General features: G+C 72.8%; 18 protein-coding genes. 11 read left to right on the top strand and 7 right to left on the bottom strand.

The window, feature by feature from the left end:
- Positions 1 to 38: 38 nt before the first annotated feature.
- A complete protein-coding gene (locus QFZ58_RS08140; RefSeq protein ID WP_307124247.1) occupies positions 39 to 1,415 on the top strand; it encodes a DNA-3-methyladenine glycosylase 2 family protein in 1,377 nt (458 codons plus the stop codon).
- Between the two features lie 18 nt (positions 1,416 to 1,433).
- Here the strand turns inward: QFZ58_RS08140 and QFZ58_RS08135 are convergent, their stop codons facing one another.
- Both QFZ58_RS08135 and QFZ58_RS08130 read right to left on the bottom strand, forming a co-directional pair.
- Positions 1,434 to 1,916, bottom strand: coding sequence for a DUF456 family protein (locus QFZ58_RS08135; RefSeq protein ID WP_307124246.1), 483 nt, complete (start codon positions 1,914 to 1,916; stop codon positions 1,434 to 1,436).
- Between the two features lie 89 nt (positions 1,917 to 2,005).
- Positions 2,006 to 2,992: a helix-turn-helix domain-containing protein gene (locus tag QFZ58_RS08130; RefSeq protein WP_307124245.1), complete on the bottom strand. Its 987-nt coding sequence runs from the start codon at positions 2,990 to 2,992 to the stop codon at positions 2,006 to 2,008.
- Between the two features lie 316 nt (positions 2,993 to 3,308).
- Between QFZ58_RS08130 and QFZ58_RS08125 the strand changes: the two genes are divergently transcribed.
- From QFZ58_RS08125 to QFZ58_RS08115, 3 genes are all read left to right on the top strand, one after another.
- Entirely contained in the window at positions 3,309 to 4,934 is a 1,626-nt protein-coding gene (locus QFZ58_RS08125; protein WP_307124244.1) for a protein phosphatase 2C domain-containing protein, read from the top strand.
- 111 nt (positions 4,935 to 5,045) lie between these two features.
- Positions 5,046 to 6,788, top strand: a complete 1,743-nt coding sequence (locus QFZ58_RS08120) for a pyruvate dehydrogenase (RefSeq protein WP_307124243.1) — start codon at positions 5,046 to 5,048, stop codon at positions 6,786 to 6,788.
- 211 nt (positions 6,789 to 6,999) lie between these two features.
- Entirely contained in the window at positions 7,000 to 7,410 is a 411-nt protein-coding gene (locus QFZ58_RS08115; RefSeq protein WP_307124242.1) for an ATP-binding protein, read from the top strand.
- A gap of 35 nt (positions 7,411 to 7,445) precedes the next feature.
- On the opposite strand, the gene QFZ58_RS08110 is transcribed toward QFZ58_RS08115, so the two are convergent.
- Positions 7,446 to 8,534 (bottom strand): DUF2637 domain-containing protein, encoded by a 1,089-nt coding sequence (locus tag QFZ58_RS08110; RefSeq protein ID WP_307124241.1) that lies wholly within the window; start codon positions 8,532 to 8,534, stop codon positions 7,446 to 7,448.
- A 204-nt stretch (positions 8,535 to 8,738) separates the two neighbouring features.
- Positions 8,739 to 9,584 carry a (2Fe-2S)-binding protein gene (locus tag QFZ58_RS08105; protein WP_307124240.1) on the bottom strand — a complete coding sequence of 282 codons (846 nt, stop codon included), beginning with the start codon at positions 9,582 to 9,584 and terminating at the stop codon, positions 8,739 to 8,741.
- A gap of 144 nt (positions 9,585 to 9,728) precedes the next feature.
- Here QFZ58_RS08105 and QFZ58_RS08100 point away from each other — a divergent pair, with 144 nt between their 5' ends.
- Entirely contained in the window at positions 9,729 to 10,478 is a 750-nt protein-coding gene (locus QFZ58_RS08100; RefSeq protein WP_307124239.1) for a GntR family transcriptional regulator, read from the top strand.
- Positions 10,479 to 10,557: 79 nt separating this feature from the next.
- On the opposite strand, the gene QFZ58_RS08095 is transcribed toward QFZ58_RS08100, so the two are convergent.
- Positions 10,558 to 11,340, bottom strand: coding sequence for a hypothetical protein (locus tag QFZ58_RS08095; protein ID WP_307124238.1), 783 nt, complete (start codon positions 11,338 to 11,340; stop codon positions 10,558 to 10,560).
- 163 nt (positions 11,341 to 11,503) lie between these two features.
- A complete protein-coding gene (locus QFZ58_RS08090) occupies positions 11,504 to 13,246 on the bottom strand; it encodes a PucR family transcriptional regulator (RefSeq protein WP_307124237.1) in 1,743 nt (580 codons plus the stop codon).
- Between the two features lie 270 nt (positions 13,247 to 13,516).
- Between QFZ58_RS08090 and QFZ58_RS08085 the strand changes: the two genes are divergently transcribed.
- The 6 genes from QFZ58_RS08085 to QFZ58_RS08060 all read left to right on the top strand — a co-directional run bounded on the left by QFZ58_RS08085 (position 13,517) and on the right by QFZ58_RS08060 (position 24,171).
- Positions 13,517 to 14,407: a xanthine dehydrogenase family protein subunit M gene (locus tag QFZ58_RS08085; RefSeq protein ID WP_307124236.1), complete on the top strand. Its 891-nt coding sequence runs from the start codon at positions 13,517 to 13,519 to the stop codon at positions 14,405 to 14,407.
- Positions 14,408 to 14,409: 2 nt separating this feature from the next.
- Positions 14,410 to 15,006: a (2Fe-2S)-binding protein gene (locus QFZ58_RS08080; RefSeq protein ID WP_307124235.1), complete on the top strand. Its 597-nt coding sequence runs from the start codon at positions 14,410 to 14,412 to the stop codon at positions 15,004 to 15,006.
- Positions 15,007 to 15,008: 2 nt separating this feature from the next.
- Positions 15,009 to 17,426, top strand: a complete 2,418-nt coding sequence (locus tag QFZ58_RS08075) for a xanthine dehydrogenase family protein molybdopterin-binding subunit (RefSeq protein WP_307124234.1) — start codon at positions 15,009 to 15,011, stop codon at positions 17,424 to 17,426.
- A gap of 217 nt (positions 17,427 to 17,643) precedes the next feature.
- Positions 17,644 to 19,101 carry an NCS2 family permease gene (locus QFZ58_RS08070; RefSeq protein ID WP_307124233.1) on the top strand — a complete coding sequence of 486 codons (1,458 nt, stop codon included), beginning with the start codon at positions 17,644 to 17,646 and terminating at the stop codon, positions 19,099 to 19,101.
- 43 nt (positions 19,102 to 19,144) lie between these two features.
- Positions 19,145 to 20,284, top strand: coding sequence for an XdhC/CoxI family protein (locus QFZ58_RS08065; RefSeq protein ID WP_307124232.1), 1,140 nt, complete (start codon positions 19,145 to 19,147; stop codon positions 20,282 to 20,284).
- Between the two features lie 131 nt (positions 20,285 to 20,415).
- Complete coding sequence (locus QFZ58_RS08060) at positions 20,416 to 24,171, top strand: S8 family serine peptidase (RefSeq protein WP_307124231.1); 3,756 nt, start codon at positions 20,416 to 20,418, stop codon at positions 24,169 to 24,171.
- Positions 24,172 to 24,251: 80 nt separating this feature from the next.
- Here the strand turns inward: QFZ58_RS08060 and QFZ58_RS08055 are convergent, their stop codons facing one another.
- Complete coding sequence (locus QFZ58_RS08055; protein WP_307124230.1) at positions 24,252 to 25,742, bottom strand: FG-GAP repeat protein; 1,491 nt, start codon at positions 25,740 to 25,742, stop codon at positions 24,252 to 24,254.
- Positions 25,743 to 25,845 lie beyond the last annotated feature (103 nt).

Genomic DNA, 25,845 nt, shown 5'->3' with positions numbered 1-25,845 from the left:
GCGAGTGTGCCCCTCGGCGGTGGCGCACACTGGACGGTGTGACGGATGAGGAGACCAGGTACGAGGCGGTGAGCAGCCGCGACGCGCGCTTCGACGGAGAGTTCTTCTTCGCCGTCGCGACCACCGGCATCTACTGCCGGCCGAGCTGCCCCGCCGTCACCCCCAAGCGGAAGAACGTGCGCTTCTTCCCGACCGCCGCCGCGGCGCAGGGCCACGGTTTCCGGGCGTGCAGACGCTGCCGCCCGGACGCCGTGCCCGGCTCCGCGGACTGGAACGTCCGTGCCGACGTCGTCGGCCGCGCCATGCGGATGATCGGGGACGGTGTCGTGGACCGCGAAGGCGTTCCCGGACTCGCGGGCCGGCTCGGGTACAGCGCCCGCCAGGTGCAGCGCCAGCTCACCGCAGAGCTGGGCGCGGGCCCCGTCGCCCTCGCCCGTGCCCAGCGCTCCCACACCGCGAGGGTCCTGCTGCAGACCACCGACCTGCCGGTCACCGAGATCGCCTTCGCGTCCGGGTTCGCCAGTGTGCGCCAGTTCAACGACACCGTCCGGCAGATCTACGCCCGTACCCCCAGTGCCCTGCGCGCCGAGGCGGGCACGGGCCTGGGGGCGGGGGTACGCGAGGGGCGCCGGGCGGGCATCCCGCTCAGGCTCGCGCACCGCGGCCCGTACGCCGCCCGCGAGGTCTTCGACCTGCTCGGTGCCGAGGCGGTGACCCGCACCGAGGAGATCAGCGGTGCCCCCGGGGCCCGTACCTACCGGCGCACCCTGCGGCTGCCGTACGGCTCCGGCATCGTGGCCGTGGACGAGGCTTCCACGGGGCCGTGGCTGGAGGCCCGGATCGAACTGACGGACCTGCGCGACCTGACGACCGCCGTGCAACGGCTGCGCCGTCTCCTGGACCTGGACGCCGATCCGTACGCCGTGGACGACGCGCTGGGCGCCGATCCGCGCCTGGCACCGCTCGTCGCCGCGCGCCCCGGCCTGCGCTCGCCCGGCGCAGCGGACCCGGAGGAGTTCGCCGTACGGGCGCTGGTCGGCGCCCGGGCCGCGGACGAGCTGGTCGAGCGGTACGGGAAGGTGCTGGACGTGCCGTGCGGCGGGCTCACGCACGTGTTCCCCGAGCCGGGTGTGCTGGCCGGCGCGGCCGACGACCCGGTACTGCGGACGCTGGCGGGCGCGCTGGCCGACGGTGCGGTGCGGCTCGACGCCGGAGCGGACCGGGACGAGGCCGAGCGGGCACTGCTGCGCCTGCCCGGGATCACGCCGGAGACGGCGGCGCTGGTCCGCATGCGGGCCCTGGGAGATCCCGATGTCGATCCGTACCGGACGCCTGGGGCCGGTGCGTGGCGGCCGTGGCGTTCGTACGCCGTGCGGCACCTGGCACTCGCTCCGCACTGTCACCCGGTGCGCTGATCCCGGGCCGCGCGGTGGTCAGCCCCAGATCAGGGCGCCCAGCCACGCCCCGACGCCGAGCAGACAGCACAGGAGCTCCACCAGCACCGCGTAACCCGTCGCCCGCATCACCGACTTCAGGGAGGTCCAGCCCGCGCCGCGACTGCCCAGCCGCAACCGCTCGGCGCCGTAGACCGCGCCCACGTACCCCAGGACGCCACCCACCACCGGAACGACGAAGAACCCGGCGATCGCGGCGAGGCCGCCGAGCACCAACGTCTTGCGGGGGGCGCCCGTCTCATGGGGGCGGCGGGCGGGCAGCAGCGCCTGCAACGCCTGGTTGAGCAACAGCAGGCATGTCGCGGCGATCAGCACGCCCCAGGCGACCGTGGACGTGTCCGTGAGAGCCCACCACGCCACCGCGGCCCAGACGATCGCCTGCCCGGGCACGCCGGGCACCAGCACACCGACCAGTCCGAGCAGCATCACCGCGCCCACGGCAACGAGCTGCCACCCACTCATTCGACCAGCCTGCCCGAGTCCGACCGGAACCGCCCGCCGGCGCGTACGCGCGAAGGGCGGATACCCCGGAGCCCGCGCCGCGCGGGTGGTCAGCGCGGGGCGCGGGCCACCCATCCGCGCTCGTACGCGTGCCAGCCCAGCTGGAGCCGGGTGGACACCCCGGTGAGCTCCATCAGTCCCTTGACCCGCCGCTGCACGGTCCGCAGCCCCAGATCCAGCTGCTTGGCCACGCTCGCGTCCGTCAGGCCGGCCAGCAGCAACGAAAGGATCCCCAGGTCGGTCGGGTCCGGCCCGGGCCCGTCCGTCTCGTCGACGCCGTTCTCACCCAGCCGCAACGGCATGGCATCCCGCCACACCGCCTCGAAGAGGCCCATCAGCGACTCCAGCAGGCCGCTGCCGTGCACCACCAGTGCGGCGGGCTCGGCGCCCCGCCCCGTCAGCGGCACCATGGCCAGCGCGGCGTCGGCGACGACGAGTTTCGTCGGCACCCGGTCGACGACCCGGCACTGTTCGTCACGGCTCAGCGCGGCCGACAGCTCGACGATCCCTGAGGGGAGCGAGAGCACGTCACGCTCGACCACCACCCGGTAGGTGACCCCACGCGAAGTCGCCCGTTCCTCCGACTCGTTCTCCATCCCGGTGACCGCGATCGGTTTGCCGGTGACCAGCGCGCAGACCTCCGAGGTGGCGCCCAGCTGCAACTGGTGGAAGCGGTGTGCGACCGCACTGGCGCCGGTCACCACCTCCACCAGGTCGTGCACCGCGGGCTCGGCCGCCTCCGCCCGGTACTCCTCGGCGAGCAGCACCGACGCCAGCTCCGCCCGCTCCAGCTCGTGCCGCTGCTGGGTCAGCAGTGCCCCCAGCGCCACGCCCGGCGGCGCGGCCACCCAGCGGTCCGTGCGGGAGGACGACTGGGCCACGAGCCCTTGCTGTTCCAGCCGGCGCAACGCCCGCTCCGTGTCCGCCTCCGGCAGCGAGAGCCGGCGCGCCAGATCGGAGAGTTCGGCGGCGCCCGCCGCGACAAGTGCCCGGTAAGCCGCTTCCTGTCTCCCGTCTAGACCTATCGCTGCCAGCATCCTCGCACCCTCCCCGCGGTGGTGATCGCGCATCTCTGCGCCTGTCGGGCAGGCCCCGCAGTGGCGGGAAACAGCCACGGCGCAAACCCGCCGGACCCATCATCCCCCCGAGCACCGGCCACTCTGTCAAGGTGGCGTCACCGCGGCGTCCGAGAAGAGTGCCCACACCCTCCGCCGCCCACCCGGGCCGGTCCGCCGGGCGTCCTTCCCGTGGGGGGTGGGGCCGCCCGGCGGACCCCCTCCCAGGTGCGTCAATTCCGGGCCTCTTTTCCGGATGACCCGTTTTGGCACGGCCCTCGCGGTGGACACTATGGGCATGAGTCAGCAGGGGGAGAGGCCCGCCGCCCACGAGGACGACTGGTGGCGCAGGCTGTACGACGAGACCGCGCCCGACACGGGTCCGAGCAGCGCGGCGGACAGTCTCGACGACCGCTTCGACTCGGCCTCGGACGCCGTGGGAGCGACGCCGGGCCCGGCAGGCCCGGTCTCCGACGCCGAGGGACCGACGGCAGACCCGGCAGGCCCGGCTCCGGGCACCGTGGGAGCGACGGCGGACCACCCGGTCACCGTGACACCCGTGACACCCGTGCCGGACCCCCGGGCGCCGGAGGCGCGGCGCCGGCCCGCCCGCGGCACGCCGGACTCCCCTGCCGCTCCGCGCCGGCCTCCCGCACCTTCCGCGCCCCCCGTGCCACCGCCGCCCGCGCCGGAGCCGACGGTCGGGCCCGCGGTGCTGCCGCCCCAACCCACGCTCGCGCCGCCTCCCGCCGCTCCCGCGCCGCCCCGGGCCGCTCCCCGAGCACCGGAGCCGCCGCCCGTGCCGCCGTCGCCTCCCGCGCCCTCCGCGCGCCCCACCGCCGTGCGCGCCCCGTGGGAACCCCCGGCCGGGTCCCCGCAGCCGCGCACCTTCGCCGTACCGCTGCCGCCGCCGGTCCCCGCCCAGGAGCCCGCTCCGGCGGACCCGCCCTCCCTCCCGGACGGTCCACCGGAGCCGCGACCGGTCGTCACCCACGTGGGGGACCGGCCGCCGACCTACGACGCCGATCCGGCCGCCCTGCCCGCGTCGGGGCCCGACGACCTCGACGGCCTCGTCCCCGACACGGTCCTCGACGGCGCCCGTTACGGGACGTACACGCTGCGGGCCGCGTCCGTCCGGGGCGACTCGGCCCGCTTCCGCGGCGAACCGCGCCGCGACGCCCTGCTCACCGCGCGCTTCGGCGCCGGGGACAGCGCCCTGGTCCTGGTCGCCATGGCCGCGGGCGCCCGCGTGGCCGTGCACGGGCACGTCGCCGCCGCCGACGCCTGCCGCTGGATCGGCGCGGCCGTCGCCCGGAGCCATGCCAGGCTCTGCGACGACATAAGGGCGGGACGCAGGGGCGATCTCAAGTCCGGCCTGCACCGCCTCACCGACCGCACGTACGGCAAACTCCGCGCACGCGCCGCCGAGCTGGGCCTGGAGCCACCCGCGTACACCGCCGGGCTGCGCTGCCTGCTTCTGCCGGCCGATCCCGAGTGCCGCACACGGGTCTTCTTCGGCGTCGGCGCAGGTGGCCTCTTCCGGCTGCGCAACGGCGCCTGGCAGGACCTGGACCCCGTGGTGCCAGGTGCTGCCGCACAGGAGGAGGAGGGCCCCGGCGGGGACAGGCTGACCATGGATCTGCAGATCACCTCGCCCCCTTCGCCGTACGCCGACAGCCCGCCGCCCCCGCCCGCCGAGCCCTTCCGCTTCCGTGCCTCGGTCGCCCGTCCGGCGGACACCCTGCTGCTCTGCAGCAGCGGCCTGGCCGAGCCGATGCGCGGCGAACCGGCCCTCGCCGGCGAACTCGCCCGCCGCTGGGCGGCCGGTGGACCGCCGGGTCTGCCCGCCTATCTGGCCGACACCCAGCTGCGGGCCAAGGGGTACGCCGACGACCGCACGAGCGCCGCAGTCTGGGAGGCGTAACCGCGCACGCCATGGGTTGATGGTTTCCGGAGTCCGGCCGGCCGGTGTCCCGGCGCCCGGAGCCGGGACAGCCGCGTGTGCACGGAGCACAGGCAGGAAGGGCGCGCACCCATGGCCAAGCAGAACGTGTCGGAGCAGTTCGTCGACATTCTCGTACGGGCGGGGGTCGAGCGGCTGTACGGCGTCGTCGGTGACAGCCTCAACCCCGTGGTCGACGCCGTCCGGCGCCACTCCGGCATCGAGTGGGTCCAGGTCCGGCACGAGGAGACCGCCGCGTTCGCCGCCGGGGCCGAGGCCCAGATCACCGGAAATCTCGCGGCCTGCGCCGGGTCCTGCGGGCCCGGCAACCTGCACCTCATCAACGGCCTCTACGACGCCCACCGCTCCATGGCCCCGGTGCTGGCCCTCGCCTCGCACATCCCGTCGAGCGAGATCGGACTCGGGTACTTCCAGGAGACCCACCCCGGGCTGCTCTTCCAGGAGTGCAGCCACTACAACGAGATGATCTCCAACCCGCAACAGATGCCGCGCCTGCTGCAGACGGCCATCCAGCACGCCGTCGGGCGGGGCGGCGTCAGCGTCGTCTCCATGCCCGGTGACATCGCCGGGCAGCCGGCCCCGGAGAGGTCCGTCGAGCACGCCCTGGTCACCTCACGGCCCTCCGTGCGGCCCGGGGACGAGGAGATCGACAAGCTCTGCCGGATGGTCGACGAGGCCGCACGGGTGACGCTGTTCTGCGGCAGCGGCACGGCCGGCGCACACGCCGAGGTCATGGAGTTCGCCGAGCGGGTGAAGGCTCCGGTCGGCCACGCCCTGCGCGGCAAGGAATGGATCCAGTACGACAATCCGTTCGATGTCGGGATGAGCGGGCTCCTGGGCTACGGAGCCGCGTACGAGGCCACCCACGAGTGCGATCTGCTGATCCTGCTGGGCACCGACTTCCCGTACAACGCCTTCCTTCCCACCGATGTGAAGATCGTCCAGGTCGATGTCCGCCCCGAGCACCTGGGCCGGCGGTCCAAGCTGGATCTGGCCGTCTGGGGTGATGTGCGCGAGACGCTGCGGTGCCTGACACCGCAGGTGAAGGTCAAGGACGACCGCAGGTTCCTCGACCGGATGCTGAAGAAGCACGCCGACGCGCTGGAGGGCGTGGTCAAGGCCTACACCCGCAAGGTCGACAAGCACGTGCCGATCCACCCGGAGTACGTCGCCGCGGTGCTCGACGAACTGGCGGACGGCGACGCCGTGTTCACCGTCGACACCGGCATGTGCAACGTATGGGCGGCCCGGTACCTCACACCCAACGGCAGGCGCAGGGTGATCGGTTCGTTCAGCCACGGCTCGATGGCCAACGCCCTCCCGCAGGCGATCGGCGCCCAGTTCACGGACCGGAACAGGCAGGTCGTGTCGATGTCCGGCGACGGCGGGTTCACCATGCTGATGGGCGACTTCCTCACGCTCGTGCAGTACGACCTGCCGGTGAAGGTCGTCCTCTTCAACAACTCCTCGCTCGGCATGGTGGAACTGGAGATGCTGGTGGGGGGCCTGCCCTCCTTCGGCACGACCAACAAGAATCCGGACTTCGCCGCCGTGGCCCGCGCCGCCGGTGCCTACGGGGTGCGGGTGGAGAAGCCGAAACAGCTGGCGGGCGCGCTCAAGGACGCCTTCAAGCACAAGGGTCCCGCGCTCGTCGACGTGGTCACCGACCCGAACGCCCTGTCCATCCCGCCGAAGATCAGTGCCGACATGGTCACCGGCTTCGCGCTCTCCGCCAGCAAGATCGTGCTGGACGGCGGGGTGGGCCGCATGCTCCAGATGGCGCGCTCCAACCTCCGGAACGTGCCGCGCCTCTGAAGGTCCTCACCGCGGACGCGGTGAATCTCTGAAGGGCCGGCCGTGCGTACGGGCACGAGTTGCGCCCGGCGCACGCCGGGGGCGACGCAGGTGTTCGTTCACCTGTTGAGGCCCGGGGACGCGTGGGCGCCCGTCTGTGGGGCATGCATCCCGGGATGGTGTTCGAGACGTGTCGGAAACAGGGGGACGAATCAGCGTGCTGACGGGGGACATGACGAGACGTCAGAAAAGCGGGCCGACGCGACTGCATCGCAGAGTCGGTCACGCCGACATGTCGGCCGTGGGCGAGGTGCGGTGTGCCCTGAGGGAGTTTCTGAGCCACCGCTCGGGTAGGCAGTACACCGACGTGGCCGAGCTCCTGCTGAGCGAGCTCCTGACGAACGCTCTGATCCACACCCGCAACGGTGCGGTGGTCACGGTGACCTCGGCGCCCGCGCGCCTGCGCGTGGAGGTGCGCGACTTCCTGGCGGAGCAGGAGCCCGCGCCGTACGTACCGAACGCCGACGACGGTACGCACGGCAGGGGACTGCTCCTCGTGCAGAGTCTGGCCGACTCCTGGGGAGTCACGGCGCAGGCGCTGGGCAAGGTGGTGTGGTTCGAGCTGAGCGGCCGGACGGCCTGACCCCAGGCCCGAGTGGCCTGGGAGGCTCATCCTCCTCAGCCGAACTGCTGTTCCAGGTCCTTGAGTTTGCGCTCCAGCGAATCGAGTCGCGGCAGGGCCTGGGTGTCGTCCTCGGCGGTGAGGTCGACCGTCGCGGGATCACCGCTCGCGCTCTGTGCCGAAGTGCTCGTGGAGTTCGAGCCGTTCACGGCTTGCAGGGATGGCCGGGGGCGCAGGGGCAGCTGTCCCGGCTCGGTTATGGCAGGCTCCGCGACGGCCTGCGTGCCGCCGCCGCCGCCCGGGGCGATGGCGGGCTGGACGTCCACCTGATGGCCGGTTCGGCCCCCACGCCCCCATGCCCGGTTCTGCCGGTTCAGGGCCTTGATGCGGGCGCGATCCAACTTCACCCGGTCCCGCCGGCGGAGCCGGTCCTGCTCCTTCTCCCTGCGGTCCTCGCGGACCTCGTCGACCGCCTCGTCCAGGGTGCGTACGCCCTCCAGGAGCATCAGCGACCAGGCGCCGAAGGTCTCCCTGGGGGCCCGCAGCCACCGCACGATCCGGATCTGCGGCAGCGGGCGGGGCACCAGGCCCTGCTCGCGCAGCGCGGCACGCCGGGTCTGCTTGAGCGCGCGGTCGAAGAGCACGGCCGCCGAGAGCGACATCCCCGCGAAGAAGTGCGGGGCGCCCGCGTGGTCCATCCCGCGCGGTGCGTGCACCCAGTTGAACCAGGCGGCGGCGCCGGCGAACGTCCAGACCAGCAGCCGGGAGCCGAGGGCCGCGTCACCGTGGCTCGCCTCGCGCACCGCGAGCACCGAACAGAACATGGCGGCCCCGTCGAGGCCGAACGGCACCAGGTACTCCCAGCCGCCGGTGAGGTTGAGGTTTTGCCGGCCGAAGCCGACGAGCCCGTGGAAGGAGAGGGCGGCGGCGACCGCCGCACAGCAGAACAGCAGGACGTACGAGGCGGTGGCGTAGAGCGCCTCCTTGCGCCTGCGACGGTCCTCGCTGCGTTCCCAGCTGTCGTCGGCCGCGGCCTTCTCAGCGGCGCGCCTGCCGCGCGCGACCACCGTCACCGCCGCCATGACCCCCACGAGCAGTACGGCGCCCGGAAGCAGCCAGTCAAGCGATATGTCGGTCAGTCTCATGCGCGGTCCCTTGCGTCACGTAGGGCGTTTCGGGCGCCATCGTGACGGAAATGCCCCCTCGCTCAGGCGGTTTCGGGGCAAGTGAACGCCATTGGGGTGGCCGGGACCATCGTTGGGCGGAATGTTGTCGAACGCGTCTACGGTTAAGCGGTGTTGCGTTCGAATCGGATCACCCGGGCGAGGGGTGTGACCGGCCGGACCGGGTCACGGTGCGGGCGTCAGCTTCCGTACGCGGTCGGCGTCGCAGGTGCGGGGGCAGGTGACGCAGGTGTCCTCGGGCCGCAGTGTGTAGAAGAGGCAGCAGCTCGCCCGGTCGCGGGTCGGCAATGATTCGCCGTTCGGCCCGGTCAGCTCGCGGAAGCCGGCGGTGCCCACGTACGGCCCGGTCGTGCCGGGCAGCAGCAGTTCGAGCTCGGTCATCGCGCGGCGCTCCTCGCCGAGCAGGTGGGCGACGTACCAGAGCCCTTCGACGATCTCGTCCGTGGCCATGCCCCACAGGGCGCGCCTGCCGCGCCGCATGCGCGGCCCGAAGCCCTCGAGGACCGGGCCGAGGTGCTCCGCCACCGCGCCGAGCACCTCCGCGCGCAGGGCCGCCTCGTCCGGCACGACCCGGGCGCCGGGCAGAGAGGCCGCAGGGTCGTCCGGCAGGCAGGCGAATTCCCGCACCCGGACGCTCAGGTGGCCGAGGGCCCGCTGGAAGAAGACGTCCTGGACGGGGATGCGGGGCACCCTGCGGTGGAGGAACCACGGCACGGTCACCAGGAGACAGGCCGGCCACGCGTAGCGGTGCAGCCCGAAGCTGGCCACCACGTCGGGGCGGGCCTGGGTGCCGTAGTCGCGCACCACCTGGGCGTCGTCCCACGCCAGGAAGGCGTCAAGTGCCGTGCCGCCCTCCGCGAGCTCGGCCGCCCCCACCCAGCCGCCGTCCGACGGTGCGGCGACGTCGTCGCTGAGCACCTCCGCGCGCAGCCCGGGGAAGACCTCGGTCATACGCGCGTACGCCGCGGTCACGGGGGACGGCGTGGCGGCGAGCAGAGTGGACACGGGCATGTGGGGACCACCGAATCGCGATCATTTACAGGTAAGCCTTACCTTACCCGAACTGCGCGGTGTGTGAACTGTGGTCCGCTCCGCCTATCGTGCACAGGGGGCCCGGCGCACGCGAGCCGGTGCCCGCCGGTCCGAGGAGGTCCAGTGGAGCAGGGCAGAGCCCGTGAGGACGTACGACCGTCGTACGCGTACGCGGCGACCCCGCCGGACGCCCGCGTGCCCGGACAGGCGCGCGGCGAGCACACCCACAGTGAGCCGCCCGCCCCCCGCGTGGTGCGGCGGCACTCGGTGAGAGGCCAGGTCCTGGACGCGCTGCGGGCCGCCCTCGTCGACGGGGAGCTGGCCCCCGGGCAGGTCTACTCGGCGCCCGCGCTCGGAGCCCGCCTCGGTGTCTCGGCGACGCCGGTGCGCGAGGCCATGCAGCAACTCGCCTCCGAGGGCGCCGTCGAGGTCGTGCCGAACCGGGGCTTCCGGGTCAGCGAGCGCGGCCCCCGCGAGCTGGCGGAGCTCGCCGAGGTGCGCGCGCTGATCGAGGTTCCCGTGATGCTGCGGCTGGCCCGCACCGTCCCCGCCGCCGACTGGTGCGCGCTGCGCCCGCTGGCCGACGCCACCGTCGCGGCCGCCGCGGTCGGTGACCGGGCGAACTACGCGGAGTGCGACCGCGCCTTCCACCGGGCCGTTCTCGCGCTCGCGGGCAACGAACAGCTCGTCGCGGTCGCCGACGGCCTCCACCGCCGGTCCCAGTGGCCACTGGTCAGCAATCCCGCCACGCGGCGGGCCGACCTGCTCGCCGACGCGTCGGAGCACACGGCGCTCCTGGACGCGCTGATCGCGAGGGACCTCACCGTGGTGCAGTCCCTCGTGCGGGAGCACTTCACGGGCGCCGACCGCTGACCGGCGGGACCGTGGAGCACCGGTGCCCGGCCGCTGATCAGGGCGCGGGCCGCCGGGGAAGTCCGGCCGGCCGCACCGGTCAGTTCGCCTCGGCGGTCTCCGGGGCCGGTGGCTCCAGCCGCGGCGCCAGCCAGGTCGGTACGCCGCCCAGCAGCCGGAACAGCCGGCCGGCCTCGGCGCGCAGCCGGGCCGCCTCGGGCCCGGACCCGGCGTCGGCGAGCGAGATGAGCGCCGGGGCCGTACCGACGAGGAACCCCAGCTCCTCCCTTATCCGCAGGGACTCCGCGAAGCCGTGCCGGGCCTCCGCGAGCTCGCCCTCACGCAGCGCGAGCGAGGCGAGGTGCCGCCAGGTGGACGAGAGCAGCAGCGCGTCGCCCTGGGCCAGCGCTCCGGCGTGGGCCCTGCGGTAGGCGGCGAGGGCGGACTGGGGCGCGTCGGCGATGTTCTGGGCGATCAGACCGCGGCGCAGGTCCAGCAGCGCGCGGCCGGGGGCCGTGGGGGAGAGCAGGGCCGCTGCCCGGCTCAGCGCCACGCTGGCCTCGTCGGCCCGGTCGCGTACGCCCAGGAGCGTGGAGGCGTAGGCGAGGTAGCCGCGCTCGCAGGCGGCCGTCCCGCGCTCGGTGTCGTCGTGGGCGAGTGCCTCGGCCGTGCGCAGCGCGTCCTCGGCGTCGGTCCAGCCGGTACCGGTGTAGAGACACCGCTCGATCAGCAGGGAGGTGCGCTGCAGCGCGACGGCGGGATCGGTGGCCGCGCCGGGTTCGAGCAGCGCGGCCGCGTCGGTCCAGCAGGCGCGTGAACGCAGCCGCCATACCGCTGTCTGGAGCGGCGGATCGTCATCTGCTGTCGTTCCGGTACCAGACATGGCGGTGTGCGCCACGTTGCCCTCCCCGAGCGCGCCATCGAGCTGTTGGGTCCTGGCGCATCTCAGCACGGAATGGCACGCCGGGCCAAGAGGTGGGGTCGATGTCAGGTGAAAGATTTCACAATCGGCCGGAGCCCCGCCGGTCCCGGGTGGTGCCGGGAGATCAGCTCATACGCAGGGCGAGGAAGAAGTCGAGCTTGTCCTCGAGGCGCGAAAGGTCACGCCCCGTCAACTGCTCGATTCGTCCGACGCGGTAGCGCAACGTGTTGACGTGCAGGTGCAGCCGGGCCGCGCAGCGGGTCCAGGAACCGTCGCAGTCCAGGAAGGCTTCCAGCGTCTCGATCAGCTCGGCGCGGTGGCGCCGGTCGTAGTCGCGCAGGGGGTCGAGGAGCCGGGCGGTGAAGGCACGGCGGACGTCGTCCGGCACGAAGGGCAGCAGCAGGACGTGGGAGGCGAGTTCGTGGTGGCCTGCCGCGCAGACCGGGCCCGGGCGGGCCGCCGCGACCCGGCGGGCGTGCCGGGCCTCCTCCAGGGCGCCGCGCAGCCCTTCGGCGGAGTGCACGGCGGCGCTGACACCCAGTGTCAGGCGGCCGTCGTCCGCGAGCCCGGCGGAGAGCGGTTCACGGATGCCGGCGAGCAGCACGTCGGCGTGCAGTGCGGCGTCCCGCTGCTCGGGGGTGCCCGCGGCGGCGGGGGAGGCACCCGCCTCACCCGCCTCATCGGCTTCGGCGGCGGGCGCCGGCGGGACCGCGGGCAGCGGCACGAGGGCCACGGCCTCGTCGCCGGTGTGCGCCACGGCGATCCGGTCCGCGGAGTCGGGGCCCGTCACCCGGGGGTCGACCAGGATCTCCTCCAGCACCGCCTGCGCGGCCCGGCCGCCCGACGGATCCGCGCCGGGGCCCTGCCCGGTCCACTCGACCCGCGCGACGACGACCTGCCAGTGCGGCGCCGTACCCAGGCCCGGCAGCAGGACGGGAGCGGCCACCCGCAGCCTGGCGGCGATCTCGGTGGGGGCGGCGCCCGTCTGGACCAGCTCCAGGACCTCCTGGGCGAGCCTGCGGCGCACCGTACGGGCGGCGTCGCGGCGGTCGCGTTCGACCGCGATCAGCTGGGTGACGCCCTGGAGCAGGTCCAGCCGCGGGGCCGGCCAGTCGCCCGCGTCGGCCTCGACGGCCAGCAGCCAGTCCGAGAGCAGCGACTCGCGGACGTCGCGGGGAGGGACCGGGTCCGCGTCCCGGCCGTTGTTCCGGATCGGGAACAGCGCGTACGTCGTGCCGTCGACCTCCGCCCGGTGCGGGCCCCGGCGGCCGGTGCGGGTGGCCGCGAGATGGCGGCCGGCCAGTGCGGCGCCGACACGGCCCGCCAGGGGTTCCCCCGCGCCGGCGACCTGGCGGCCGGTGGGGGAGAGGACCCAGGCCCGCAGGTCCAGGTCGGAGGTGAGCAGGTCGAGGACCACCTCCGGGCCGCCGCCCGCCGGGCCTGAGGTCATCAGGCGGCGGTGGCGGTCGACGACGGCGGCGAGGTCCCCGGCGCGCTCGCCCGACACCTGGCGCACCACGTGCTCGGTGATCGTCGCGAACGCGACGGTCTCGTGCACGGCGAAGAGCGGCAGCCGGTGCTGCAGGCACGCCTGGACGAGATCGTCGGGGACGGCCCCCAGCTCCGCCTCGCCGGCCGCGAGCCCCGCGACCCCGGCGCCCGCCAGGAGCCGGACGAAGGGCTCGGAGTCCGAGGCGTCCCGGCGCCAGGCCAGGCCCGTGAGGACGAGTTCACCGCCGGAGAGATAGCGGCTGGGGTCGCGCAGGTCGGTCGTCATGACGCCCCGGACCGAACGGTCCAGCTCGTCCTCACCGCCGAGCAGCCGCAGGCCCAGCGCGTCGGTGTCCAGCAGTGCGCGGAGCCGCATCGTCGGTTGCCGCCGATCTTCTTCGTTGGTGCGGGGGACAGCTGGGGATACCTGTGAATTGCGGTGAGGTTACCGATACCCGCCATTCGTTCGAATCTACAAGACGAGGACGGCGGCCAGCCAATTCCTTCATGGTTTCGGTGACTGCACCGACTGGCCCAAGGCTTGTGTACTGGCTCACACACCGCGTGAACAAGACATGAACGACCACGTCGAGGGCCGGCCGTCCCCCAGCCCCAGCGAAACGACAGATTGAGAAGAGAGCCACTCATGGACTTCCTTCGCCCCGCAGGCTGGGAGGAGGCGCTCGCCGCCAAGGCCGAGCACCCGACGGCCGTGCCCATCGCGGGTGGCACCGATGTGATGGTCGAGATCAACTTCGACCACCGGCGCCCCGAGTACCTCCTGGACCTGAACCGCATCGGTGAGCTGTCCGAGTGGCAGGTGGGCCAGGACACCGTACGGCTCGGTGCCTCCGTGCCGTACAGCGCCGTCATGGAGCACCTCAGGACCGAGCTGCCCGGCCTGGCCCTGGCCTCGCACACCGTCGCCTCGCCGCAGATCCGCAACCGCGGCGGTGTCGGCGGCAACCTGGGCACCGCCTCCCCCGCGGGCGACGCCCATCCGGCGCTGCTCGCCGCGGGCGCCGAGGTCGAGGTGGCATCCGTACGGGGGACGCGCATGATCCCGATCGACGCGTTCTACACCGGCGTCAAGCGCAACGCCCTCGCCCCGGACGAGCTGATCCGGGCCGTGCACGTCAAGAAGGCCGACGGCCCGCAGCAGTACTCCAAGGTCGGCACGCGCAACGCGATGGTCATCGCCGTCTGCGCCTTCGGCCTGGCCCTCCACCCGGAGACCCGCACCGTACGCACCGGCATCGGCTCCGCCGCCCCGACCCCGGTCCGGGCCGAGGCGGCCGAGGAGTTCCTGAACGCCGCGCTGGAGGAGGGCGGCTTCTGGGAGAGCGGCAAGATCATCACCCCCTCGGTCGCCGCGCAGTTCGCCCAACTCGCCTCCGGGGCCTGCAACCCCATCGACGACGTACGCGGTACCGCCGCCTACCGCAGGCACGCGGTCGGCATCATGGCCCGGCGCACGCTGGGGTGGACCTGGGAGCAGTACCGCGGCGCGGGCCGCACCCTCGAAGGAGCTGCTTAACCATGCGAGTGAATTTCACGGTCAACGGGCGCAAGCAGGAAGCCGACGACGTCTGGGAGGGAGAGTCCCTCCTCTACGTCCTGCGTGAACGCATGGGCCTTCCGGGGTCGAAGAACGCCTGCGAGCAGGGCGAATGCGGTTCCTGCACGGTCCGCCTCGACGGCGTGCCGGTCTGCTCCTGCCTCGTGGCGGCGGGCCAGGCGGAGGGCCGCGAGGTCGTCACGGTGGAGGGCCTCGCCGACTACGCCAGGCACCGCGACGACGCCCACCCCGGCGCCGGCTGCGCCTCCGGCGCCTGCGGCACCTCTCTCGACGCCGCCCAGCGGTGGCAGGCAAAGCCCACCGACGGGCAGAGCGCCGAGGCCACCGAGCTCTCCCCCATCCAGCAGGCGTTCATCGACGCGGGCGCCGTGCAGTGCGGCTTCTGCACCCCCGGCCTCCTGGTGGCCGCCGACGAGCTGCTCGAGGCCCACCCCTCCCCGTCCGACCAGGACATCCGCGAGGCGCTCTCCGGCAACCTGTGCCGCTGCACCGGCTACGAGAAGATCCTCGACGCGGTCCGCCTCGCGGCCGCCCGTCAGGAAGAGGCGGTCCGATAACCATGGCGCTGAACCCACGAGCCGCATCCGTACCGGCCGGCACCCCCACCAAGATCACCCAGGGCTCCCACACCCGCGGCGGCATCGGCGAGTCCACGCTGCGCCCCGACGGCACCCTCAAGGTCACCGGCGAGTTCGCGTACTCCTCGGACATGTGGCACGAGGACATGCTGTGGGGCCACACACTGCGCTCCACCCTCGCGCACGCCGAGATCAGGTCGATCGACATCGGCGAGGCCGTCGCCACGCCCGGCGTCTACGCCGTGCTGACCTACGACGACCTGCCCGCCGAGATGAAGAACTACGGCCTGGAGATCCAGGACACGCCCGTCCTCGCGCACGGCAAGGTCCGCCACCACGGGGAACCGGTCGCGCTGGTCGCCGCGGACCACCCCGAGACCGCGCGCCGGGCCGCTGCGAAGATCAAAATCGACTACGCCGAACTGCCGGTCGTCACGGACGAGGCGTCCGCGACCGCCCCCGGCGCCATCCTGATCCACGAGGGCCGCACCGACCACCACATCGGCCACGTCCCGCACCCCAACATCGTCCACCGCCAGCCCATCGTCCGCGGCGACGCGGACGCGGCCGCCCGGCGCGCCGACGTCGTCGTCACCGGCGACTACGTCTTCGGCATGCAGGACCAGGCCTTCCTCGGCCCGGAGTCCGGACTCGCCGTGCCGTCCGAGGACGGTGGCGTCGAGCTGTACGTCGCCACCCAGTGGCTGCACTCCGACCTGCGCCAGATCGCCCCCGTCCTGGGGCTCCCCGAGGACAAGGTCCGCATGACGCTCTCCGGCGTCGGCGGAGCCTTCGGCGGACGCGAGGACCTGTCGATGCAGATCCACGCCTGCATGCTGGCGCTGCGCACCGGCAAGCCCGTCAAGATGGTCTACAACCGCTTCGAGTCCTTCTTCGGACACGTCCACCGGCACCCGGCCAAGCTCCACTACGAGCACGGCGCCACCAAGGACGGCAAGCTCACGCACATGAAGTGCCGGATCGTGCTGGACGGCGGCGCCTACGCCTCCGCCTCCCCGGCCGTCGTCGGCAACGCCTCCTCCCTCGCGGTCGGACCGTACGCCGTCGAGGACGTCGACATCGAGGCGATCGCCCTCTACTCCAACAACCCGCCCTGCGGCGCCATGCGCGGCTTCGGCGCCGTCCAGGCGTGCTTCGCCTACGAGGCGCAGATGGACAAGCTCGCCGCCGCCCTGGACATGGACCCGGTCGAGCTGCGGCAGCTGAACGCCATGGAGCAGGGCACCCTGCTCCCCACCGGGCAGCCCGTCGACTCGCCGGCGCCCGTGGCCGAACTGCTGCGCCGCGTCAAGGCCAGGCCCCTGCCGCCCGAGCAGCAGTGGCTCTCGGCCGACGCGGAGGGCAGCTCCGTCGACGTACGCGCCCTGCCCGGCGGACTCTCCAACACCACCCACGGCGAGGGCGTCGTACGGGGCGTCGGCTACGCGGTCGGCCTCAAGAACGTCGGATTCTCCGAAGGCTTCGACGACTACTCCACCGCCCGGGTGCGGATGGAGGTCATCAACGGCGAACCCGTCGCCACCGTGCACACCGCGATGGCCGAGGTCGGGCAGGGCGGTGTCACCGTCCACGCCCAGATCGCACGTACGGAACTGGGCGTCAACCAGGTCACCATCCACCCGGCCGACACCCGGGTCGGCTCCGCCGGCTCCACCTCCGCCTCCCGCCAGACGTACGTCACCGGCGGCGCCGTGAAGAACTCCTGCGAGGCCGTGCGCGAGCGCGTCCTGGAGATGGGCCGCCGCAAGCTGGGTACCTACCACCCCGCCTGGGCCACCGCCGAACTCCTCCTGGAGGGCGGCAAGGTCGTCACCGACGGCGGCGAGGTGCTCGCCTCCCTCGCCGACGTACTGGAGGACGAGGCCGTCGACGTCGAGCTGGAGTGGCGCCACCGGCCCACGGAACCCTTCGACCTGCGCACCGGTCAGGGAAACGGCCACGTCCAGTACTCCTTCGCCGCGCACCGCGCGGTCGTGGAGGTCGACACCGAGCTCGGACTGGTGAAGGTCATCGAGCTCGCCTGCGCCCAGGACGTCGGCAAGGCCCTGAACCCGCTGTCGGTCGTGGGGCAGATCCAGGGCGGCACCACCCAGGGGCTGGGTGTCGCCGTCATGGAGGAGATCATCGTCGACCCGAAGACCGCGAAGGTGCGCAACCCGTCCTTCACGGACTACCTGATCCCCACCATCCTCGACACCCCGACCATCCCGGTCGACGTGCTCGAACTCGCCGACGACCACGCCCCGTACGGGCTCCGTGGCGTCGGCGAGGCGCCGACCCTGTCGTCCACGCCGGCCGTCCTCGCGGCGATCCGGAACGCGACGGGGCTCGAGCTCACCAGGACACCGGTGCGCCCCGAGCACATCACCGGCACCTGACGGGCCGCCACAGCCCTCCGGGCGGTGCGCGCCTGCCGTGAACGTCACACTTCCCCGCGCCGCGCACCGTCCGGAGCTCTCGCACCACCCGTTCAGCCTGCACCACGTAGTTCGTCTCGGGCCGTCCCCCGGGTCGTGCCGCCGCGCAGTCATCCCAAATCCCGCAATCACGGCAGCTCCACGCGGGTGCCCCTGTGAACCTTGGGAGTCAGGCAACATGACCCAGCAGTCAGTGGAACCCAGGACGAGCGCGCAGGACGCGGGCCCCGGCTCACGCGTCCCCGCCGGACGGTCCTGGCTCGACCGGTACTTCCACATATCCGAAAGAGGATCGACCGTCGCGCGCGAGGTGCGCGGCGGCGTCACGACCTTCATGGCCATGGCGTACATCCTCCTGCTCAACCCGCTCATCCTGGGCGGCAAGGACGTCGACGGCCAGTTGCTCGGCCAGTCCGGACTGATCACCGCCACCGCCCTCGCCGCGGCGGCCACCACCCTGCTGATGGGCTTCGTCGGCAAGGTGCCCCTCGCGCTCGCCGCCGGCCTCAGCGTCTCCGGCGTGCTCGCCTCGCAGGTCGCCCCCGCCATGACGTGGCCCCAGGCCATGGGCATGTGCGTGGTCTACGGCGTCGTGATCTGCCTGCTGGTCGTCACCGGCCTCCGCGAGCTGATCATGAACGCGATCCCGCTCGCGCTGAAGCACGGCATCACCATCGGTATCGGGCTCTTCATCGCGCTCATCGGCCTCGTCAAGGCCGGGTTCGTCCACCAGGGAACGGCGACCCCGCTGTCCCTCGGGCCCACGGGCGAACTCACCGGGTGGCCGGTCCTCATCTTCGCCCTGACGCTGCTGCTCATCTTCATGCTGCAGGCACGGAACATCCCGGGCGCGATCCTGATCGGCATCGTCGCCGGAACCGTCGTCGCGATCGTGGCCAACGCGGTCGTCGACATCGACCCCAAGTCCTGGAGCAGCGGGCCGCCCGCGCTGAGCGGCGGCGCCGTCTCCTCACCGGACTTCTCGCTCTTCGGCGACGTCGAGTTCGGCGGCTGGGGCGACGTCGGCGTGATGACGGTGGGCATGATCGTCTTCACCCTGGTGCTGGCCGGCTTCTTCGACGCGATGGCCACGATCATCGGAGTCGGTACCGAGGCGAACCTCGCCGACGACAAGGGGCGGATGCCGGGCCTGTCCAAGGCGCTGTTCATCGACGGTGCCGGCGGTGCGATCGGCGGGGTCGCCGGAGGCTCCGGCCAGACGGTCTTCGTCGAGTCGGCGACCGGCGTCGGGGAGGGGGCCCGCACCGGGCTCGCGTCCGTCGTCACCGGGCTCTTCTTCGCCGCCTGCCTGTTCTTCACCCCGCTGACCGCGATCGTGCCGGCCGAGGTCGCTGCCGCGGCCCTCGTGATCATCGGCGCCATGATGATGCAGAACGCCCGGCACGTCGACTGGAGCGACCGCTCCGTCGCCGTCCCGGTCTTCCTCACCGTCGTCCTGATGCCGTTCACGTACACCATCACCACCGGTGTCGCCGCGGGCGTCATCTCGTACTCCGCCATCAAGCTCGCGCAGGGCAGGGCCCGTGAGGTCGGCGTCTTCATGTGGGCCCTGACACTGGTCTTCGTCGTCTACTTCGCCCTGCATCCCATCGAGAGCTGGCTGGGCGTCAACTGACGTCACCCCGAACCTCCGCACCTCTGTCAGAAGGAGACACGCCATGCTGGACATCGCCGAAGAGCTGCACCGGTGGGTCGGGCAGGGACGCGCGTTCGCCGTGGCCACCGTGGTGGCGGTCGGCGGCAGCGCCCCCCGGCAGCCGGGCGCCGCCCTCGCCGTCGACAGCGAGGGCACGGCCGTCGGGTCGGTCTCCGGCGGGTGTGTGGAGGGCGCGGTCTACGAGCTGTGCCGGCAGGCCCTCGCGGACGGCGTCACCGTGCGCGAGCGCTTCGGCTACAGCGACGACGACGCCTTCGCGGTCGGTCTGACCTGCGGGGGAGTCATCGACGTCCTGGTGACCCCGGTGCGCGCGGACGACCCCGCGCGCCCGGTGTTCGCCGCCGCGCTCGCCACCGCCGCGGGCGGCGGCGCGGCGGCGGTCGCCCGGGTCACCGAAGGCCCGGACGGCCTGCTCGGCCGTCCCCTGCTCGTCCACCCCGACGGCACGTACCAGGGCGGGCTGGGCGGAGACCCCGAACTGGACCGCACGGCCGCCGCCGAGGCACGCGCGCTGCTCGACGCGGGCCGTACCGGTCCGATCACCATCGGCGCCGAGGGCTCCCGATGCGGCAGCCCCGTCACCCTGCTCGTCGAATCGAGCGTCCCGCCGCCCCGGATGATCGTCTTCGGGGCGATCGACTTCGCCGCCGCCCTGGTGCGTGCCGGCCGCTTCCTCGGCTACCGCGTCACCGTCTGCGACGCCCGCCCCGTCTTCGCCACGGCGGCCCGCTTCCCGGACGCCGACGAGATCGTCGTCGACTGGCCGCACCGCTATCTCGCCGCCACCGACGTGGACGCGCGCACGGTGCTCTGCGTCCTCACGCACGACGCCAAGTTCGATGTACCGCTGCTGGAACTGGCGTTGCGGCTGCCGGTCGCCTACGTCGGCGCGATGGGCTCGCGCCGCACCCACCTGGAGCGCAACGAGCGGCTGCGCGAGGCCGGTGTCACCGAGCGCCGACTGGCCGCGCTGCACTCGCCGATCGGGCTCGATCTCGGAGCCCGTACCCCGGAGGAGACCGCCCTCTCGATCGCGGCAGAGATCGTCGCGGTACGGCGCGGCGGCAGTGGGGTCCCGCTGAAAGGCGCCCACACCGCGATCCACCACGAAAGCGGCCCTCCACTCGCCTCGGTGGCCTGAACCGGGCCACCGGCGCACGCCCCCTGAACGGGGCGGACAACGGGTGATCGGCGCGGGCGGGTAGCCGCCACGGCGGTTTCACGCCAGGGCGAAGCCGTCTGTGGTCCCGGATTTACCGGTAGATCAGCTGCATGACACTTTCCCTCTCCTCCGTTTCCGGCCGGGCGAGACCCGCTCGCGCCGGACGCAGGGCTCTGCTCATAGCGACCTCGGTCGCCCTCGTGAGCGGCGTCATGCTCCCCGCGGCGGGCTCCGCCACCGCCGCTCCGCAACCGCCGGCCGCCGGGGACCGCCAGGCGGCCCCGGTCCGTGACCACGACATCACCCTCGTCACCGGTGACGTCGTCCACTACTCGGACGGCGCGGGCAACCAGGACACCGTCACGGTGGACCGACCCGACGGCGCGACGGGCGGGGTCCACGTGCAGCAGGCCGGGGAGGACATCTACGTCCTGCCCGACGAGGCGAGCACCCTCATCGCGGCGGGGAAGCTGGACCGCCGGCTCTTCAACGTCACCGCGCTGGCCGGGATGGGCTACGACGACGAGCACGCGGGCGGCATCCCGCTGATCGCCACCTACCCCGCGGGCGCGGCACGTTCGCTGCCCGCCGCGCCACGCGGCAGCAGGACGGTCCGGCATCTGGAGTCGATCCACGGTGCGGCACTGAAGGCCGACAAGGACGACGCCCGCGCCTTCTGGAGCGACATCACCCGGAACGGGAAGAGCCGCGCACTGGACGACGGCATCGCGAAACTGTGGCTCGACGGCCGGGCCGAGGCGGTGCTCAAGGACTCGGTCCCGCAGGTCGGCGCCCCGCAGGCGTGGGCGGCCGGCTACGACGGCAAGGGCACCACGGTCGCCGTCCTCGACACGGGCATCGACGCCACCCACCCGGACGTCAAGGACCGGATCAAACTGGCGAAGAGCTTCGTCCCCGGCGAAGAGGTCCTCGACAGGAACGGTCACGGTACGCACGTCGCCTCCACCATCGCCGGGTCCGGCGCCGCATCGGACGGCGCCAACAAGGGCGTCGCCCCCGCCGCCGACCTGATCGTCGGCAAGGTGCTCGGCGACGAAGGTTCCGGCGCCGACTCCGGCATCATCGAGGCCATGGAGTGGGCGAAGGCCGAAGGAGCCGACGTCGTCTCCATGAGCCTCGGCTCCAGCATCCCGGACGACGGTGACGACCCGATGGCCCAGGCGGTCGACGCCCTCTCGGCGGACGGCGGGCCGCTCTTCGTGATCGCCGCCGGCAACGCCTACGGCGCGGGCACCATCGGATCGCCCGGCTCCGCCGGCAAGGCGCTCACCATCGCGGCCGTCGACAAGCAGGACAACCGCGCGGACTTCTCCTCGATGGGCCCGCTGGTCAGGTCGTACGGCCTGAAGCCCGACCTGTCGGCTCCCGGAGTCGGCATCAACGCCGCCGCCTCGCAGGCGGTGCCCGGCATCAGCGGCATGTACCAGCGGATGTCCGGTACGTCGATGGCGACCCCGCACGTCGCGGGCGCCGCGGCCGTCCTGAAGCAGCGCCACCCCGACTGGTCCGGTCAGCGCATCAAGGACGCGCTGATGACCTCCTCCGAGCAGCTGCCCGCCTACACGCCGTACGAGCAGGGCACCGGCCGGCTCGACGTCAAGGCGGCGATCGACACGACGATCGAGGCCACCGGCTCCGTCGAGGTGGCGTCCTACGACTGGCCGCACTCCGCCTCCGACCCGGTCGCCGAGCGCACCATCACCTACCGCAACACCGGTGCGCAGGACGTCACCCTGAGCCTGGCCACCGGCACGGACTCCGCGGCCTACACACTGTCCACGTCCACGCTGACCGTCCCGGCGGGCTCCACCGCCCAGGCGGTGCTGTCGCTGGATCCCTCCGAGGTCCCGAACGACACCCAGTTCTCCGGGCAGGTCGTCGCCAAGGACGCGGCCGGCGAGACCGTCGCGCACACCGGCTTCGCCCTGAACAAGGAGCAGGAGCTCTACGACCTCACCCTGAAGCTGCGTGACCGGTCGGGCGGACCGATGGACGGCAACGTCGTCATCGCCCAGCTCGGCGACCCGAACCTGGGTGTCGTGGCGGTCCCCGGCGAGACCACCCTGCGACTGCCTCCCGGCAACTACACCGCCTGGACCTCCGTGGACATCGACGGTGACCGAGCGGACTCCAAGGCCGTGGCCTTCCTCGCGGCCCCCGAGACCATCCTGGACGAGCCCACCACGGTCACCCTGGACGCGTCGAAGGCCCGCAAGGTGACCGTGCGCACCCCCGAGGAGACCGAGACCCGGCAGCTGCGGTACGACATGGCACGCACCGCCCCGGACGGCACCGTCCAGCGCGACGCGTTCCAGATCCCGCTGGCCTACGACCAGTTGTGGGCGAGCCCGACGAAGAAGGTCACCCAGGGCAGCTTCAGCTTCCTCACACGCTGGCGCCAGGGCGAGGAGCTGATCGACCTGACGGCCGACGGCCACGACGTCCCGGTCACGGTGCAGAACGGCTCGGTCGTCGCCGAGGACAGCGAACAGAAGCTCACCGGTGTCTTCGCAGGCGACGGCGCCGCGGCCGACTACAAGGGCCGCAGCGTCAAGGGCAAGGCCGTCGTCGTCACGCGCAGCGACACGGTCCCGCCCGCAGAGCGGCTGGCCAACGCACTCGCGGCGGGCGCGAAGGCGCTCTTCGTCGTCAACGACGGCCGCGGAGTCGCGTTGGAGAGCTACGTGCCGTACGGCGAGCAGACCACCATCCCGGTCGCCTCGGTGCAGAAGATCGCGGGTGAGACGCTGATCAAGGCGGCGCAGCGCGGCAGGAAGCTCTCCGTCGACCAGAAGAAGTTCGCCTCGTACGTCTACGACCTGGTGGACCGTCATGACGGGACCATCCCGGACCGGTCACTGGCCTTCGCCCCGTCGGCCGGCCGGCTCGCGAAGGTCGAGAACACCTTCTACGGCCACAAGGAGACTCCGGGCGCGGGCTACCGCTACGACATCCCGGACTACGGCCCCGGTCTCGGCTTCGAGGAGTACGAGAAGTTCCCGGGCATCCGCACCGAGTGGGTCAGCCCCCTGCCGGGCGACTCGTTCTGGTACGAGAACCACTCGGTCCTGAACGCCGCCACCTCCGACACCGCCGCCGAGATGCGCAGCGGGGAACTGGACTACACGGCGGGCCGCACCTACCCGGCCGAGTGGTTCGCACCGGTCACCCGTCCGCGCCTCGGCACGGGGTACTGGGGTCCCTTCCGGACCGTGAACAACGACATGCAGTTCAACATCACCCCGTGGACGGACTCCGGTGCCGGACACTCCGGTTCGATGCCCGCGGACGAGTACGACACGACCTCGTACGCCCTGTACCAGGGCGGCACACTGCTCGGGAAGGGCGCCGGCCGCGCCGGCTACGCGGGGAACCTGTCCACCGGCAGGCTGCCGTACCGGCTGACCATCGACTCCGTCCGGGACGGCGGCACCTGGAAGACCTCCACCCGCACCCACAGTTCGTGGGAGTTCGAGTCGGGCGCGCTCGACGCGGACGGCCCGTGGCAGGCGGACATCCCGATGCTCCAGCTGGACTTCGACGTCGACACGGACCTCGCCGGTGACGTCGACGCGGGGAAGTGGACCGAGGTCGGCCTGTCCTCCGGTACCCAGGAGTGGCTGGAGGCAGCGGTGAGCGCGAACAAGGCTTCGCTGTCGGTCAGTTACGACGACGGGCAGACCTGGAGCGCGGTGCAGCCGCGCAAGGGTGCGGACGGTTCGTGGACCGCCCGGTTCAGGACGCCCCGGGAGGGTGCCTCGTTCGTCTCGCTCAAGGCGCACGCCGAGGCGGACGGCGGACTCGCCGTCGACCAGGAGATCATCAGGGCCTTCGGCCTGAAGTGACCCGGGCAGTGCGCCGGGCGCCCCGCACCGAGACCTAGAGGCTCGGTGCGGGGCGCCGCTCTCCGGTGGTCCGTGAGGGTCTACTCGTCGATCGCCTCGCCGTACCGTGCGTCCGCGCCGGACGCGCCGAGCGAGCCTCCGCCGTACGACCACGATCCGGTGCTCACGGTCCCGGTCGTGGCCGCGGGAAGGACCCAGACCACTCCGTCGGAGGTGTTCTCACCGGGCGCCGCGGCCAGCAGCTCCGCACGGCCGTCGGCGTCCGTGTCGGCGAGCCGGACCTGGGCGCCCCAGCGGTCTCCCTTCTCCGCCGTCCCGGGTATCCCTGCCGAGTCCTGGTCGAAGGACCGCGCGCGGGCCGCGGTCAGCCCGGCGGCCGAGCCGCGCAGGACGCGTACCCCGCCCGCGTCCGCCACGCTGCCGATGTCCTCGCCGGGCACGCCCACAGCCAGGTCCGCGTAACCGTCCCCGTCGATGTCGGCGAGGGAGACGTCGGCGCCGAAGCCGTCACCCAGCTCGGCGGTGCCCGGCACCCCGGCGGTGTACTGGGCCCACACCTGCGAAGGGGTGCCGAGCTCGTCGTAGTCCCGCATGCCCTGGTCGCTGCCCAGGTAGACGCCGACGTAGCCGCCGTTGAGGGGCTCGTAGACGTCGGCGAGCCGGTCGGGCTTGCCGTAGACGAAGTCGTCGTACCCGTCGTCGTTGATGTCCCCCGAGGCCGTGGCGGGGCCGCCTGACAGGTCGCGGACGTACGCCGGACCGTCGGCGCCGCCCGCGTACAGGGCCGACCGTCCGCGCTGGTCCTCCTCCAGGCTGATCCCGGCCACGAACAGGTCGGCGTACCCGTCGTCGTCGTAGTCGCCGGTCGTCAGGGAAGCGGGCCTGATCCTCACACCCCCGGGGGAGCCGCTCGTGTCCAGGCGGCCGGCCGGCCGCAGGGCGCCGGCGGTGTGGACGAACAGGTCCGCACCCCCGCGGTCGGCCACGACCAGGGCATCACCCGGTGTGGCTCCGGTGAGCCGGGCGGCGGCGAGGGCGAGACCGAACCGGGCGTCCGCCTCGGGGGCGGCGGCCCTCATGGTGGTGGAGCGGGCCGTGGACAGCCCGGTCCTGGAGCCGTACAGGACGGTCACGCGGCCGGCGTCGGCCACCGCGCCCTCGTCCTCACCCGGCGCGGCGACGACCGCGTCGTCGTACCCGTCGGCGTCGAGGTCCCCGGTGGCGACGGCCGCGCCGAAGCCGTCACCCGCCTCGGCGCTGCCCGGGACGCCGGAGCTCGCCTGACCGAAGACGGCGGTGCGGACCCTGGGCGTGCTGGTGGCGGTGCCTATGCCGTTCGCGGCGCCGTACTGGACGCTGATGTAGCCGGCGCCCTTGCGTCCGCCGTCGGTGCCACCCGGAGCACCGGTCAGGACGTCGTCGTACCCGTCACCGTCGAAGTCGCTGTTGCGGTCGTCGGCGTGCGTGCCGCCGGGCGTGCCCGCGAAGGCCGGGGAGGGGGCCGCGATGCCGAGGCCCGTCAGGAGGAGGAAGGACGCGGCGGCAACGGCCGCGTGACGCCGGTGGGTCATTGTGGTGCCCCCATGCGTGTCGATGGTGCTCTGTCGGTGGTGAGTTGGAGTCGCGACAGGGGCTGGAAGTTGTGTCCGGCCCCCGGCCTGTTACGGAGCGGTG

The organism is Streptomyces sp. B1I3 (assembly GCF_030816615.1).
Taxonomy (GTDB): Bacteria; Actinomycetota; Actinomycetes; order Streptomycetales; family Streptomycetaceae; genus Streptomyces.
This window is presented reverse-complemented; position numbering and strand designations above follow the sequence as displayed.

What these genes read in the sequence shown, in the direction of transcription:
- QFZ58_RS08095 (WP_307124238.1), bottom strand. Translation starts at nt 11,340, where the DNA reads ATGTCTGGTACCGGAACGACAGCAGATGACGATCCGCCGCTCCAGACA.
- QFZ58_RS08080 (WP_307124235.1), top strand. Translation starts at nt 14,410, where the DNA reads ATGCGAGTGAATTTCACGGTCAACGGGCGCAAGCAGGAAGCCGACGAC.
- QFZ58_RS08065 (WP_307124232.1), top strand. Translation starts at nt 19,145, where the DNA reads ATGCTGGACATCGCCGAAGAGCTGCACCGGTGGGTCGGGCAGGGACGC.
- QFZ58_RS08090 (WP_307124237.1), bottom strand. Translation starts at nt 13,246, where the DNA reads ATGCGGCTCCGCGCACTGCTGGACACCGACGCGCTGGGCCTGCGGCTG.
- QFZ58_RS08130 (WP_307124245.1), bottom strand. Translation starts at nt 2,992, where the DNA reads ATGCTGGCAGCGATAGGTCTAGACGGGAGACAGGAAGCGGCTTACCGG.
- QFZ58_RS08085 (WP_307124236.1), top strand. Translation starts at nt 13,517, where the DNA reads ATGGACTTCCTTCGCCCCGCAGGCTGGGAGGAGGCGCTCGCCGCCAAG.
- QFZ58_RS08070 (WP_307124233.1), top strand. Translation starts at nt 17,644, where the DNA reads ATGACCCAGCAGTCAGTGGAACCCAGGACGAGCGCGCAGGACGCGGGC.
- QFZ58_RS08075 (WP_307124234.1), top strand. Translation starts at nt 15,009, where the DNA reads ATGGCGCTGAACCCACGAGCCGCATCCGTACCGGCCGGCACCCCCACC.
- QFZ58_RS08125 (WP_307124244.1), top strand. Translation starts at nt 3,309, where the DNA reads ATGAGTCAGCAGGGGGAGAGGCCCGCCGCCCACGAGGACGACTGGTGG.
- QFZ58_RS08110 (WP_307124241.1), bottom strand. Translation starts at nt 8,534, where the DNA reads ATGAGACTGACCGACATATCGCTTGACTGGCTGCTTCCGGGCGCCGTA.
- QFZ58_RS08115 (WP_307124242.1), top strand. Translation starts at nt 7,000, where the DNA reads ATGACGAGACGTCAGAAAAGCGGGCCGACGCGACTGCATCGCAGAGTC.
- QFZ58_RS08060 (WP_307124231.1), top strand. Translation starts at nt 20,416, where the DNA reads ATGACACTTTCCCTCTCCTCCGTTTCCGGCCGGGCGAGACCCGCTCGC.
- QFZ58_RS08055 (WP_307124230.1), bottom strand. Translation starts at nt 25,742, where the DNA reads ATGACCCACCGGCGTCACGCGGCCGTTGCCGCCGCGTCCTTCCTCCTC.
- QFZ58_RS08120 (WP_307124243.1), top strand. Translation starts at nt 5,046, where the DNA reads ATGGCCAAGCAGAACGTGTCGGAGCAGTTCGTCGACATTCTCGTACGG.
- QFZ58_RS08105 (WP_307124240.1), bottom strand. Translation starts at nt 9,584, where the DNA reads ATGCCCGTGTCCACTCTGCTCGCCGCCACGCCGTCCCCCGTGACCGCG.
- QFZ58_RS08135 (WP_307124246.1), bottom strand. Translation starts at nt 1,916, where the DNA reads ATGAGTGGGTGGCAGCTCGTTGCCGTGGGCGCGGTGATGCTGCTCGGA.